Origin of the sequence: Sphingomonas glacialis, assembly GCF_006439055.1 — a bacterium.
Taxonomy (GTDB): Bacteria; Pseudomonadota; Alphaproteobacteria; order Sphingomonadales; family Sphingomonadaceae; genus Sphingomonas; species Sphingomonas glacialis_A.
In genome coordinates, this window is sequence record NZ_RCZC01000002.1 from 25,882 (window position 1) to 40,071 (window position 14,190).

The 14,190-nt window shown below is 68.1% G+C and carries 10 protein-coding genes; 6 read left to right on the forward strand and 4 right to left on the reverse strand.

The window, feature by feature from the left end; all coding sequences use genetic code 11:
• Complete coding sequence (locus EAH76_RS03950) at window positions 1–1,653, forward strand: carboxylesterase/lipase family protein (protein WP_140848441.1); 1,653 nt, start codon at window positions 1–3, stop codon at window positions 1,651–1,653.
• A 41-nt stretch (window positions 1,654–1,694) separates the two neighbouring features.
• Window positions 1,695–2,372: a TetR/AcrR family transcriptional regulator gene (locus tag EAH76_RS03955; RefSeq protein ID WP_140848443.1), complete on the forward strand. Its 678-nt coding sequence runs from the start codon at window positions 1,695–1,697 to the stop codon at window positions 2,370–2,372.
• Here EAH76_RS03955 and EAH76_RS03960 read toward each other — a convergent pair.
• From EAH76_RS03960 to EAH76_RS03970, 3 genes are all read right to left on the reverse strand, one after another.
• Complete coding sequence (locus EAH76_RS03960; protein WP_140848445.1) at window positions 2,369–3,415, reverse strand: hypothetical protein; 1,047 nt, start codon at window positions 3,413–3,415, stop codon at window positions 2,369–2,371. The genes EAH76_RS03955 and EAH76_RS03960 overlap by 4 nt on opposite strands.
• Window positions 3,412–4,716, reverse strand: coding sequence for an MFS transporter (locus EAH76_RS03965; protein WP_140848447.1), 1,305 nt, complete (start codon window positions 4,714–4,716; stop codon window positions 3,412–3,414). The genes EAH76_RS03960 and EAH76_RS03965 overlap by 4 nt, the downstream gene beginning before the upstream one ends.
• Before the next feature lie 71 nt (window positions 4,717–4,787).
• Window positions 4,788–5,651 carry a shikimate dehydrogenase gene (locus EAH76_RS03970; protein ID WP_241659552.1) on the reverse strand — a complete coding sequence of 288 codons (864 nt, stop codon included), beginning with the start codon at window positions 5,649–5,651 and terminating at the stop codon, window positions 4,788–4,790.
• A gap of 179 nt (window positions 5,652–5,830) precedes the next feature.
• Between EAH76_RS03970 and EAH76_RS03975 the strand changes: the two genes are divergently transcribed.
• The 4 genes from EAH76_RS03975 to EAH76_RS03990 all read left to right on the forward strand — a co-directional run bounded on the left by EAH76_RS03975 (window position 5,831) and on the right by EAH76_RS03990 (window position 12,070).
• Entirely contained in the window at window positions 5,831–6,925 is a 1,095-nt protein-coding gene (locus EAH76_RS03975; protein WP_140848449.1) for an alpha/beta hydrolase, read from the forward strand.
• Between the two features lie 59 nt (window positions 6,926–6,984).
• Complete coding sequence (locus EAH76_RS03980; protein WP_241659553.1) at window positions 6,985–10,050, forward strand: TonB-dependent receptor domain-containing protein; 3,066 nt, start codon at window positions 6,985–6,987, stop codon at window positions 10,048–10,050.
• 189 nt (window positions 10,051–10,239) lie between these two features.
• The gene (locus tag EAH76_RS03985; RefSeq protein WP_140848451.1) at window positions 10,240–11,577 is read left to right on the forward strand and encodes an MFS transporter; all 1,338 of its coding nucleotides are present in this window, start codon (window positions 10,240–10,242) and stop codon (window positions 11,575–11,577) included.
• Window positions 11,578–11,605: 28 nt separating this feature from the next.
• Window positions 11,606–12,070 carry a MarR family winged helix-turn-helix transcriptional regulator gene (locus tag EAH76_RS03990; protein ID WP_241659554.1) on the forward strand — a complete coding sequence of 155 codons (465 nt, stop codon included), beginning with the start codon at window positions 11,606–11,608 and terminating at the stop codon, window positions 12,068–12,070.
• Between the two features lie 4 nt (window positions 12,071–12,074).
• Here EAH76_RS03990 and EAH76_RS03995 read toward each other — a convergent pair whose 3' ends face one another.
• Entirely contained in the window at window positions 12,075–14,183 is a 2,109-nt protein-coding gene (locus EAH76_RS03995; protein WP_140848453.1) for an acetate--CoA ligase family protein, read from the reverse strand.
• Between the last annotated feature and the right edge of the window lie 7 nt (window positions 14,184–14,190).

The following is a 14,190-nucleotide window of genomic DNA, read 5'->3' on the forward strand; positions in this document are numbered from 1 at the left end:
ATGAAAGCGATCATGCGGGTGCTTGCGGCATCGAGCTTGCTGGCGTCGGCGGCGGCCGCGATCGCTGGCCAGGTGGTTCAAGTCGCGGCGATGCAGCCGGTTGCGACCGATCCCGTGCGCACCGAGTCGGGCCTGCTCGCGGGCACACAGCGCGACGGCGGCGTCCGCGCCTATCTCGGCATTCCCTATGCCGCGCCGCCGGTCGGCGACTTGCGCTGGGCGCCCCCGCGCGCCGTCGCGTGGAGCGGCGTGCGCAATGCCGATCGCACCGGCCCCGAATGCATGCAGGTGCTGCGGCCGCACGACATCAACCATTATTTCGGCGAGGAGGCGGTTTCCGAAGACTGTTTGTCGATGAATATCTGGGCCCCCGCGCAGGCGTCTGCGGCGAAGCTGCCGGTGGTGGTGTTCCTGTATGGCGGCGGCTTCACGATCGGGTCGTCGGGGATGCCCAATTATGGCGGCGCCGAGATCGCGCGGCGCGGCGCGGTGTTCGTCAATTTCAACTATCGCGTCGGCGCGTTCGGCTTCCTCGCGCATCCCGAGCTCAGCCGCGAGCAGGGCGGGCATTCGGGCAATTACGCGCTGATGGACCAGATCGCGGCGTTGCGCTGGGTCAAGGCGAACATCGCGGCGTTCGGTGGCGATCCCGACAAGGTCGCGATCATCGGGCAATCGGCCGGCGCGCTGTCGGTGGCGTCGCTGATCTTCTCGCCCGAGGCCAAGGGGCTGTTCCGCAGCGCGGTGATGACGAGCTGGTGCAATTATCGCGACACGCTGCCGACGCTGGCGGAAGGCGAGGCGATCGGCGTGGCGGTGCAGGAGCGGCTGAAGGCGGGATCGCTCGCGGCGATGCGCGCGCTCCCGGCCGACCGCATCCTGGCGATCCAGAGCGAGAGCCAGCTCGGCGCGAATGTTGCGGGCGTCCGGATCGGCGGGCCGATCGTCGACGGCGTCGTGCTGCCCGCGCAGAAGGCGGCATTGTTGGCGGCGGGGCGGATCAACCGCGTGCCGATCATCGCCAGTTCGAACACCGACGACATCGACATTGCGATGAGCCCGTTCGGCAAGGTGACGACGCTCGACGCCTATCGCGCCACCGCGCGGGCGGCGTTCGGCGCCGAGGCCGATGCTTTTCTCCAGCGTTTCCCAGCGGCGAGCGATGCCGAAGCGAAGGCTGCGGCACGGCGCGTCGCGCATCTCGGCGGCTTTGCGCTCGCGTCGCAGCAATGCGCGGTCGATCAGGCGCAGGTCGGACAAGCGACGTACATCGACGACTTCGCGCGCAAGCATCCCTACACTCCGGGGGTGCGCTTTGCGGATCAGGATCCCGCGACGGTCGGGGCCTATCACACCGGCGACATCCCCTACTGGCTGGGCACGCTAGACGTGTACAACAGCTTGCGCCGGACGCGCGACTGGACGCCCTACGACCGCAGCCTTGCGACGACGATGATGGATCACCTCATCGCCTTTGCGCGCGACGGGCGCCCGGGGGCGGGCTGGCCGGCATGGTCGGCGCGCGATCAACGCGAACTCGTGTTCGGCGACGGCGTCGCGGTGCGGCCGCTCGATACGGCGGGCCTCGCATGGCTGGCGGCGCATCCGGTGGCGCGGACGCCGCTCGTGCCGCGCGGCTCGCCACGCGACTGACGCGCTGATATTGAACGCAGCGGGGCGAGCTTCTACGCGTCATGTCAGCCACTCAGCCAAGGGACCGCGCCATCGCTACGACATCAGAGCCGCGCGGCACGCGTGCCGCGGATTCGGAGGCGACCAAGGCCAACATCCTCGCGGTCGCGCGCGCCGAATTCGCCGACAAGGGCTTGAGCGGCGCGCGGATCGACGAGATCGCCGAGCGTACCAACACGAGCAAGCGGATGATCTATTATCATTTCGCGAGCAAGGAGGGGCTGTACCGCGCGGTGCTCGAGGAAGCCTATACCCGCATCCGCGAGACCGAGACGGCGATGCCGATCGAGACGATGGGCGCCGAGGAGGCGCTCAAGACCAACGTCCGGATGACCTTCGACTATCATCACGAGCATCCCGAGTTCGTGCGGCTGGTGATGAACGAGAACATGCACCACGGCGAATTCATCCGCGACGTCGCGGGGATCAAGCGGCGCAACGAAAGCGTGATCCGCGTGCTCGGCGAGATTTTGGCGAAGGGCCGCGACGAGGGCGTGTTCCGCGCCGACCTCGACCCGATCGACCTGCACATGACGATCAGCGCGCTGTGCTTCTACAACGTCTCGAACCGCTATACTTTTTCGGAGATCTTCCGGCGCGACATGGTCTCGCCCGACGCGGTCGAGCGGCGGCGCGAGCAGGTGGTCGAGGTGGTCTTAGCGGCGTGTCGGCCCTCCTAGCGGCTGGGTAGCCTGCGATAGGCGAGGCGGTCGGCTTGGTAAGAGCCGAGCCACAGGGTGTCGCCGACGATCGCGGCGGCGGAGGCGCCATTGAAGGCGGGGTCGGGTTCGCCATACGCCACTGTCGTGACGGTGCCCGCCTGCGGATCGATCGCGGCGGCGACATAGCCACGGTGACACAGCATCTTGTCGGCCTCGCCCGCGACGACGCGGCGCAGTCCGCCGCATGCGGGCTCGTCGAGCCGCATTCCCGCTGCGACGAGGCGGCCGTCGGTCCAGTGGATGTTGTCGGGCATGAAGCCGGGCATCTCGATCGTGCGGACGGGTTTCCTCGGATGGCGTCGGTCGTAGACCAAGACGGCATGCCAGCCGAAGGCGACGACGTAAAAATGGCGCTCGTCGGGGTCGGTCTCGAGCCCGTTATTGCCGGGTAGCTGCGTGCCGGGGATTTCGCTGAAGGCAGCGGCGCCGGGCGCCCATTGCCACACCGCGCCGGTGCGCTTGCCGAGGACGAAATCGCCGATCGTCGTGCCGGGGCGGGTGAGGACGGTCACCAGCAGCGTGCCGTCGGCGAAAGTCGCGACGGCGTTGCCGACTTGCCCTGCGGGCATGAGGCGGCAGCCGCGCCAGTGGAGGGCAGGGCCATCTGCTCCCAACGTAACGTCGAAGATCTCGATCGATTCGCGGCCGCCATGATTGACGACGTGGAGCGTGTAGTGGCCGTCGCCGACGCGGCGCAGGCTGAGGCCGCGCGCGTTGAACAGCGCTGGGTCCACCGGACCGGGACAGTCGGGATAGGCGCGGCGGTCGGGATCGACCTGCGCCGCGCTCCCGTCGAACCACGGCGCAGCGCGATGCGTTTCCGTATCGACCAGCTTCAGACCAGCGCCCGGCGCGAAGCCGCTGGCGATGATCCATTTAGAGCCGGGGATCGCGACGACATCCTCGGGATGCGCGGTGCCGCAAACGAAGGCGAGCGACGCCCCGGGCGGGCAAGCCTCGGCCGGCGCGGCCAAGGCGAGCAGCGCGGCGAGCCAGATCACAGCACGATCCGCTTCACGTCGCCGACCACGAAGATGTAGGCGAGCGCCCCGATCAGCGCGAGCCCGCCGACAAAGGCAAGCGCATAGAAGAACGAACCGGTCGCCGCGACGATCACGCCGATCGCGAGCGGGGTGACGATCCCGGCGAGATTGGCGGCGAGGTTGAAGATCCCGCCGGTTAGCCCGAGCATCCCGGCGGGCGCGATGTCGGACACCAGCGTCCAGCCGAGCGCCGCCATCCCCTGCGCAAAGAAGGCGACCGAAAGGATCGTGATGACCGCGGCATCGGATTGCACGAAATTGGCGGCGATGATCGTCGAGGCAAGCAGCAGCCCGGTGATGATCGGCGTCTTGCGCGCGACATTGGCCGAGAGACCACGCCGCAACATCGTGTCGGACCACCAGCCGCCGAACAGCACGCCGACCGACGCCGCGATGAACGGCAGCACCGCGTAGAAGCCGATCTTGAGGAACGCCATGTGGCGCTCGGTCGCGAGATAGGTCGGGAACCAGGTGAGGAAGAAGACGAGCGTCGAATTGCCGGCGAACTGGCCGATGCAGATCCCCCACATGCGGCGATAGCGCAGCAGCTGGCCGGCCTTGCTCCAGTCGAGCCGGCCACCCTTGCCCGCATTCGCGACCAGGCCGCCGCCGTCGGCGATCAGCGCGAGCTCGGCCGCGTTGGCGCCCTTATGGTCGCGCGGTTCGCGATATTTGGCGAGCCACAGCAGCACGAAGGCGAGTCCGAGCATACCGCACACCACGAACAGCGAACGCCAGCCATAATGCGCCAGTAGCCAGAACAGCACGGGGCTGAGGAAGGCGAGCCCGATATACTCTCCGACGGTATAGACGCCGGTGGCGAAGGCGCGCTCGGATTGCGGGAACCAGGTCGCGACGACCCGGCTGTTGGCGGGGAAGCACGGCGCCTCGGCGATGCCGAGCGCAAGCCGCAAGCCGAGCAGCGAGGCAAGCCCGCCGACCGCCGCGTGGAGCAAGGTGAACAGCGACCAGAAACCGACCGAAAGCGCATAGGTGAGGCGCGTGCCGAAGCGATCGAGGAACAGCCCGCCGGGGATCTGCGACGCGGCATAGCTCCACGAGAAGGCCGAGAAGACGATCCCCATTACCGCCGCGTTGATCGCGAGATCCTTGGTCAGCGCCGGCGCGGCGATGCCGAGGATCGTGCGGTCGAGATAATTGACCAGCGTGCCGGTCGCGATCAGCCCGAGCATCGCGAAGCGCGCATGACTGGGGCGGGCGGCGCTAATGCTTGCGTGGATCGTACCGGTGTCGCTCATGCCCCATCCTCTCGCATGCGGGGGATGGTCTTGTGCCACCTCGCCCGCTTTGTCCCGCCGTAGCGGCAATTTTAGAACCGTGCCGCCATTCGTTCGCGATTCGCCGGGTGGCCGGTGAACAAGTCGAACGCGCGTGCCGCCTGGAACACCGCCATGTCACCGCCATGCGCGGTGCGGCAGCCGATGGCCCGCGCGGCGGCCAGCAGCGCGGTCTCGAGCGGGAAATAGACGACGTCGGCGACCCACAGATCGGGCCGCAGCAAGGCCGCGTCGACCGGAACGCCCGGATGCCCCTCCATGCCGATCGGCGTGGCGTTGATGATGCCCTGTGCATCGGCGATCTCCGCGGCGACCGGCCGCGTCGCGGCGCGGGCGATCCCGCCGGGCAATCGCGCGACCAGATCAGCGGCGCGCGTCGCCTGCGGATCGACGATCACCAGTTCGCGACAGCCGAGTTTGACCATCGCCATCGCGGTCGCGGCACCAGCCCCGCCTGCGCCGACCTGAACCACGCGATCGAGCGCCACGCCGCCGAGTTGCCGCTCGAACCCTTCGGCAAAGCCGTAAGAATCGGTATTGTGCCCGGTGCTGCGGCCATCGCGGAACACCACCGTGTTGACCGCGCCGATCGCGCGCGCCTCGTCGCTGAGTTCGTCGAGCAACGCCATCACGCGTTGTTTGAAGGGGTGCGTCACATTGACCCCGGCAAAGCCCGCCGCGCGCACCATCTCGAGCGTCTGCGCGAGATCGGCGTCCTGCTCGGGCGGCTGTGCGAGATCGAGCAGGCGGTAGCGCAGCGCGAACCCTTGCGCGGCGGCCTCGGCCTCATGCATTTCGGGCGAACGCGAGCCCTGGATATCCATGCCGATCAACCCGGTCAGGATCACGCCGCGCGCGACGTCTTCCGTCGCCATCGCTGTGCCATCGTCGCTCACGCCAGAACCTCCCCGGTGCCGGCGCGATCGACCCTGAGATCGGTCGTCCGCCGGCTGCTTGTACATCCATTGACTTGGTACGAACCATTTCGTACATCAAATGTCAACGGGGCGCGAATGGTGCGAGCCGGGGACAGGACAAACGCCGCAGAGCGTTGTTTTGAGGGGATCAGATCGGCATGCGACTCGCCACTCTTGCTATCGCCACGATGCTGGGCTGCGCCGCGGGAGCCGCGACTGCGCAGAGCAATGGTGCGCGCATCGCCGAGGCCAGCCCGATCGGCGAAGGCGTTCAGGCGGTCGGCGCCGACTCGTTTGCCGGCGTGAAGGTCGCATTCCCTGATGGCGTCACCGGCTATCCCGACATGCCCTATCAGACGCTGCCGGGTTATCGTCCCCTCAAGCTCGATCTGTTCCTGCCGCCCGCGAGCTTCGCGGCGGCGGGCCCGCGCCCGTTGGTCGTCTATGTCCATGGCGGCGGCTGGATGGCGGGCGGCCCGCGGCGCAGCGCGGCCTATGTCGACTGGCCCAAGGTGCTCGCCGCGCTTGCCGCCAAGGGCTATGTCGTTGCCAGCGTCTCCTACCGCTTTTCGCGCGAGGCGCCGTTCCCGGCGGCGATCCAGGATGTAAAGGCCGGCATCCGCTGGCTGCGTGCACACGCCGCCGATTACAATATCGACCCCAAGCGCGCGGCGATCTGGGGACAGTCGGCCGGGGGGCATCTGGCGGCGCTGGCGGGCGTGAGCTGCAACGTCGCAGCCCTCGAACCCGGCGCGCGGATCGTTCCCAGGGCGGGCAATGTCGAGACCGTCGCCTCGACTGCGGCCGGCAGCGACCAGGCGTCGGATTGCGTCCAGGCGGTGGTCGGCTGGTTCGGCATCTATGATTTCGCCGCGCTCGCCAAGCGGACCAGCCCGCCGCCGGGCGTTCCCGCCGGGCCGAGCGCCGACGACCTGTTCCTCGGCTGCCCCGAGGGCAATTGCACCGCCGAGCAGCGCGCCTTTGCGTCGCCCATCACCTATGTCGACCGCAGCGACCCGCCGTTCCTGCTGATGCATGGCAGCGACGACCGTACGGTCCCCGAGGCGCAGACCGAGCTGTTCGACGCGGCGCTGCGCGCCAAGGGGGTGTCGGTGCGTAAGATCGTCATTCCCGGCGTCGACCATAGCTGGATCGGCAAGACGCCCGAGGCGACGCGCGATGCGAGCAAGCTCGCGCTGCGCACCGCAATCGACTTCATCGACGCGCAGATCGGCGACGCGGCGAAACGATAGATATCAAGCAATCCGTCACGCCGGCCAAACCGGCGGACGCACCAACGGGGAGGACGACCATGAAGAAGAGCATTTTGACGCGCCGCGCTCTGGCACACTCGGTTTCGCGCGGAGCGATCGTCGCGGGGGCGGCACTGATGATCGGCGTGACCGCCACGCCCGCCACGGCGCAGGCGATCGGCACGACCGGTCCGACGACGACCACCGATCAGGTCACCAAGCCCGGCGACGCCACCACCGCCGCCGCGCAGGCCGATGAGGCGCGCGCCACCATCGCGCCGCGCCCGACCGCGCCCGAGCCGAGCACCGATGGCGCCGACATCGTCGTCACCGGATCGCTGATCCAGCGGCCCAACAACACTTCGGTCAGCCCGATCGTCAGCGTCGGCGATATCGCGATCAAGGAAGCCGGCGTCGCGACGCTCCAGGATGCGCTGAACCAGTTCCCGAGCTTCACCACCGGCGGCAATGCCGGCACGGGCGGGCAGGGGACCGGCGGTCGCGCGTCGATCAACCTTCACGGGCTCGGCACCAACCGCAACCTCGTCCTGCTCGATGGGCGGCGGCTGCCGTCGTCCGACATCAACGGCAATGTCGACGTCAACATCCTGCCCGAGGCGATCATCGACGGGATCGACGTGATCACTGGTGGTGCGTCGGCGGTCTATGGCTCGGACGCGATGTCGGGCGTGGTCAACTTCAAGACCGTGCGCAAGCTCGAGGGCGTCCGCGTCGACCTGCTCAACACGATCAGCGAGCGTGGCGATGCCTATCGCTTCAACGGCTCGCTCGCGCTCGGCTCGAGCTTCGCCGACGATCGCGGGCATGTCATCGCGGCGTTCAGCTATGCCAAGCAGAACCCGATCAACGGCAGCGCCCGCGATTTCTTCTACGACAAGACGCCATCGTCGTTCATCGGCACCGGCACCTTCGTGCCGAGCGCAACCAACGCGCCGAACGCCGCGGTCGAGCAGGCGGTGTTCGCGCGCTACGGCGTGACCAGCACGGTCAATCCGTTGCTCAATCTCGGCTTCAACGCCAACCAGACGCTGTTCGTACAGACCGGTGCGGTCAATTATCAGGGGCCGACCAACACGTCGGGCTACCTGCTCGTCGGCAACAACGTCCGCATGCCGGTCGGCCAGCAGACCGATTTCTACAACGGCCTCGACCGCAAGACGGCGTTCGTGAAGGCCGACTATGAGCTCGCCCCCGGCATCACCGCTTATGGCCAGTTCATGTATGTCGATCTGAACGTGAAGACCGCGAGCGGCGGCAGCCTGACGCAGTTCGGCGTGCCGCTAACCGTGCCCGTCACCAATCCGTTCATCCCGACCGATTTGCGCACGATCCTCGCATCGCGGCCCAATGCGGGCGCGAGCTTCACGATCAACGGCCGCTATGTCGGCGTGCCGTACAAGAATTTCGAAGAGCAGTATAACGTCCAGCAATATCTGGCGGGTGTCCGCGGCGGGATCGCCAGCGGATGGACCTTCGACGTCTATGCGTCCTACGATCAGTCGGTGCACGACCAGGCGATCCATTCGGCGGTCGTGAAGAGCCGTGTCCAGACGCTGTTGAACGCGGCGGACGGCGGGCGGTCGCTGTGCGCGGGCGGCTATAACCCGTTCGGCGACGCCAATGCGCGCGGCCTGTCGCAGGCGTGCGCCACCTATATCACCAAGGACGCCTTCTCGAAGGAGAAGGTCTCGCAGACGCAGGTCCAGGGGCAGATCAACGGCAAGCTGTTCGATCTCGGCGCCGGCCCGGCGCAGATCGCGATCGTCGCGGACTATCGGCGCAACAGCTACAGCTATGTGCCCGACAGCGATCTGGCGGCGCAGAACCTCGAATCGATCATCGCCTCGGCGGGGGCGACGGGCGCGATCAATCTGAAGGAAGCCGCGGCGCAGCTCGATATTCCGCTGCTTTCCGATCGGCCGTTCTTCCGCGAACTCGGCATCGGCGGCGCGATCCGCGTTTCCGACTATTCGACCACGGGTACGGTCACGAGTTTCGAAGGCGATGCGCGCTGGCGTCCGATCGAGCCGCTGCTGTTCCGCGGCAGCTATCAGCGCGCCGTCCGCGCGCCCAACATCGGCGAGCTGTTCGCGCCGGCATCGGGCACGCAGCTGGTGATCGGCACGCCGCCGGCGTCGCTCGGCGACCCGTGCGACGTGCGTTCGAGCGCGCGCACCGGCGCGAGTGCCGCGCAGGTCAGCGCGCTCTGCGTCGCGCAGGGCGTGCCGGGTGCGGCGGTCAGCAGCTACACCTTCCCGACCACGGCGACGGGGCAAACCGTCACCGGCAACACCGCGCTCACGCCGGAAAAAGCCAATACGTTCAATCTGGGTCTGGTGCTCAACGCGCCGGTGCGCAGCGGGCTGTTCCGCGATTTCACGCTCTCGATCGACTATTACAACATCAACATCAAGAACGTGATCTCGTCGGTGCCGGGCCTCACCGTCCTGTCGAAATGCTTCAACCTCGACGGGTCGAACCCGAGCTATGCCAACAGCAATCCCTACTGCCAGTTGATCCAGCGTGACGCGACCGGGCAGATCGTCTCCGTCTCGACGCCCTATCTCAACCTCGGCGGGCTGAAGACCGACGGCGTCGAGATCCAGGCGCATCTCGGACTGCCGATCGCGATCGCTGGCGCGCAGGGCAAGGTCTATGCCGACACGGCGGTCGGCTATACCCGCAGCTACAAGGTGCAGCTGCTCCCCAATACGCCGTTCCTCGATTATACCGGGGTCAGCAATGGTGGCGCCGGGACCGGATCGGTGCCGCCGCGCGCGACCCCGCGCTGGAAGAGCCTGACGACGATCGGCTATCGCTCCGACGCGTTCGGGATGGGGCTGCGCTGGCGCTATCAGGGGCCGCTGCGCGATGTCAGCGCGGTCCTGACGCCGGCGAACGCCCAAGTCGGCGTCGCGGCCTATTCGCTGTTCGATCTGTTCGTGTCGACCAAGATCAACAAGCGCTTCGAGATTCGCGGCGGGGTCAACAACCTGCTCGACAAGGGGCTGCCGTTCGTCGCCAGTTCGCAGAACGGCACCGACGTCGCGCTGTACGATCCGATCGGGCGGTCCTTCTATCTCGGCGTCAAGCTGGGCTTCTAAGCGCAGTTTCGGCGCAAACGTGGCAAGACTTGGCCCCCGCGATCACGATCGCGGGGGCCAATCGGCGTTTGTGCCCGACCAGCCCGGCCGCTGCCGAGGCGCGTGGTGCCCCTTTCGCAAAGCTGCGCGTCGGAATTGGTTGCAGCGTATAGCAAAGTTGCGCACACCTGCGTCCAACAGGAGAGAACAATGACCGAGGATCCGCGCGCAACGATCGAGCGGGCGCCCATGTCGCGCTTCCAATGGATCATGGTTGCGGTGATGATCGGCCTCAACGCGCTCGACGGGTTCGACGTGCTGTCGATCAGCTTCGCCTCGCCGGGGATCGCGGCGGAGTGGCGGGTTGATCGCGCGGCGCTCGGTCTCGTCCTGTCGATGGAGCTGATCGGGATGGCGCTCGGCTCGCTGCTGCTCGGCGGAGTGGCGGATCGCTTCGGGCGGCGCGCGACGATCCTCGGCTGCCTGTGTGCGATGGCAGCCGGCATGTTCGGCGCGGCGACCGCGCATGACGTAGTATCGCTGTCGGCCTGGCGGGTGCTGACCGGGTTGGGCATCGGCGGGATGCTCGCCGCGACCAACGCGGCCGTCGCCGAGGCGGCGAACGCCAAGCGCCGGAGTCTTGCGGTGGTGCTGATGGCGGGTGGATATCCGGTCGGCACGATCATCGGCGGGCTGATCGCCACGGTGTTGCTGGGCCATTATGGCTGGCGCGCGGTGTTCGTGTTCGGCGGTATCGCCACCTTATCCTTCATTCCGCTGGTGCTGTGGCGTGTCCCTGAATCGATCGCCTTCCTGCTGCAGCGGCCGGGCCCGACGACGCTCGATCGGGTCAACCGGACGTTGGCGCGGATTGGGCATCCAGTGATCTCCGTGCTGCCCGCCGCCACGCCAAAGCCGCGCCGTGCGGGTGTGGTCGCGCTGTTTTCGCGCCGTCACGTCGCGCTGACCGCCGCGCTGACGCTCGCTTACCTCGCGCACATCATGACCTTCTATTACATTCTGAAATGGATCCCCAAGATCGTCGTGGATTTCGGCTTCCCGCCGCCGATGGCGGGGGGCGTGCTGGTCTGGGCGAGTGTCGGCGGTGCGCTCGGGTCGCTGACGCTTGGGCTGCTGACGCTGCGGGTGCGGGTCTATTGGCTGACGCTGGTGGCGATGCTCGCCTCGACGGCGCTCGTCATCCTGTTCGGCTATCAGCGCGGCAGCCTCGGCTGGCTGTCGCTGACCGCCGCGATCGTCGGCTTTGCGACCAATGCCGGGGTGGTCGGGATCTACGCGCTGCTCGCGCAATCCTACCCGACCAATTTGCGCGCGAGTGCGACCGGGCTGGTGATCGGCATCGGCCGCGGCGGATCGGCGTTGGCGCCGGCGCTGGCCGGGTGGCTGTTCGCTGCGGGCTATGGCTTGCCGCTCGTCTCGGCGCTGATGGGGGCGGGGTCGCTTGTCGCCGCGGTCGCCTTGTTCGGCGCGCGCGCCCGCTTCGCCGCGCTGTCGCGCGGGATTGAGCCGACCGGCGATGTCGATTAGCGTCTCCGCCTGAACTGGGGAGCAAGTGTTGGCCGAAACCGCGCCGGAACCGACCGAGGATAGCGTCAGCCTGGGCGTGCTGTCGGATCTGATCGGCTATCGTCTTCGCCGCGCCTCGGCGGTGATGGCAAGCGACTTCTCGCGCGCGCTCGAGGGGACCGGAATCCGCCAGGTGCTGTTTGGCATCCTGTCGATTGTCGATGCCAATCCCGGGGTCAACCAGGGGACGGTCGGGCGGATGCTCGGCATCCAGCGCGCGAACATGGTCGCGCCGGTCAACGAAATGGCCGAGCGCGGCTGGATCGATCGGCAGACCGACCCGAGCGATCGGCGCGCGTTCATCCTGTCGCTGACCGCGGCGGGGGAAACGATGTTCGCGCGTGCGCTGACGCAGATCCGCGCGCACGAGGCGAATGTGCTGAGCGATTTCGACTCCCGCGACCGCCAGCACTTGGTCGCCCTGCTCGCGCGGATCGAGGCGCGCGAGGGCTGATCGCTCAGTCGGCGAGGATCAGGGCGTCGAGCGCGACCGCGCCTTGGCCGCGCGGATAGACCATCACCGGGTTGAGATCGATCTCGCGGATGTTGGGCGCAGCGGCGAGCGCACGGCCGACCGCGGCGATGATCGCCGCCACCGCATCGAGATCGAGCGCGGGCGAGCCGCGCCAGCCGTCGAGCAGGGCACCGCTCTTCAACTTGCGGAGTTCGGCGATGATCGCGGCGGGCGTCAGGTCGGGCGCGAGCAAGCACACGTCTTGGAGGATTTCGGCCTGGACGCCGCCGAAGCCGACGAGGATCACCGGCCCCCAATCGGGGTCGTTGCGCGCGCCGACGATCAGCTCGACCCCGCGCGCGCCCATCGTCTCGACCAGCACGCCGTCGAGCATCAGGTCGGGTGCGTGGCGCGCGGTATTGGCGTGGAGTTCGGCCCAGCCGCGCGCGACCGCCGCGGCATCGCCGAGGTTGAGGATCACGCCGCCCGCATCGCTCTTGTGGCTGAGCGCGCTGGCCTGCGCCTTGAGCACGACGGGATAGCCGATCTCGGCCGCGATCCGCTGTGCGTCCTCGACGCTGGTAGCGAGCTCGCCCTTCGAGAAGGCGACGCCGAACGGCGCGAGGAGCGCCTTGGCGCGATATTCGGGGATGACGCCCGCTGGCACTTCGATCGGGGCTGGCGCCTCGCTCGCCACCCGATTGAAATCCCGCGCGGCGCGCGCGGCCAGCCGGGCGAGCGCACGGTACGCGCGGTCGGGCGCGGGGAAATAGGGGACGCCCAGCGCGCGCAATTCGGCGACGTAGGACGCGGGCACCGGCGCGCCGTCGTCGAGCCCGGCGAAGATCACCGGCTTGGCGGGAGCGAGCGTGCGGATCGCGGCGATGATCGGCGCGAACTTGAGGTGGCAGGTCGTCTCGTCGGTCTGGATGATGCCCAGTACGATCGCGGCGAAGGCATCGTCCTCGAGCAGCGGGGCGAGCGTGCGGCGATAGAGATCGGGATCGACCAGCGCCTGCGCGGTGAGGTCCATCGGATTGCTGACCGGGATGAAGTCGGGCACCGCAGCGCGCAGGAGCGCGGCGGTCTCGGTGGAGGGCGCGGGCAACGCCAGCCCCTCGGCCTCGCACAGATCGAGCGTCAGCGCCTTGAACGCGCCCGATTCGGTCAGCACGGCCGCGCCACCCGGCTGCGGCATTCCGGTGCGATAGAGGATGTCGACGAGGTCGCCGAGTTCCTCGAGCGTCTGTGCGACGATCACCCCGGCGCGCTCGACCTTGGTCTTCATCACCTGCCAGTCGCCCGCCATCGCACCGGTATGCGTCGCGGCCGATTCCCGCGCAGCGCTCGACTGCCCCGGGTGGAGCAGCACGATCGGCTTGCCCGCTTCGCGCGCCCGCGCGGCCAGCGCGAGGAAGCGCGCGGGCTGGCGGAACTGTTCGACGATCATCGCGATCACCTGCGTCGCAGGATCATCGAGCAGATGCTCGACATAATCCTCGACGCCCGAAGCCGCCTCGTTCCCGGTGGACACGGATAGCGAGATGCCAAGCTCCTTCGCCATCAAAGTGGTGCCGAGCACCACCGCCATCGCGCCCGATTGCGAGACGATGCCGACGCCCTTCGCGTCGCCCAGCCGGTACGCCGGCACCTGGACGAAGGTGAGCGGAATGCCGTCGACATAATTGACCATGCCGAGGCAGTTCGGCCCCTCGATCACCATGCCGCTCTCGGCCGCGATCCGCGCGACGGCGCTTTGCGCGGCGAGGCCTTCCGCGCCACCCTCGGCAAACCCCGCCGAGAAGATGATCGCCGCGCCGACCCCGCGCGCCGCCAGTGCCTCGACCGCGCCCAGCACCGCGCCGCCCGGAATCGCCAGCACCGCCGCATCGACCCCGTCGGGCAGCTCGGCGATGCTCGCCAGCGCTTGCCGCCCGCCGATCACCGGCGCCTTGGGGTTGATCAAATGGATCTCCCCCGCAAAGCCGTGGCGCTCGAGATTGGCGAGCACCTGGTTGCCGAGCGCGCCGGGTTTCTCCGATGCGCCGACGATCGCGACCGAGCGCGGGCGCAGCAGACGATCGAGCGCGGTGACGGGCGGGCGAGCGGTCATGCTGTCT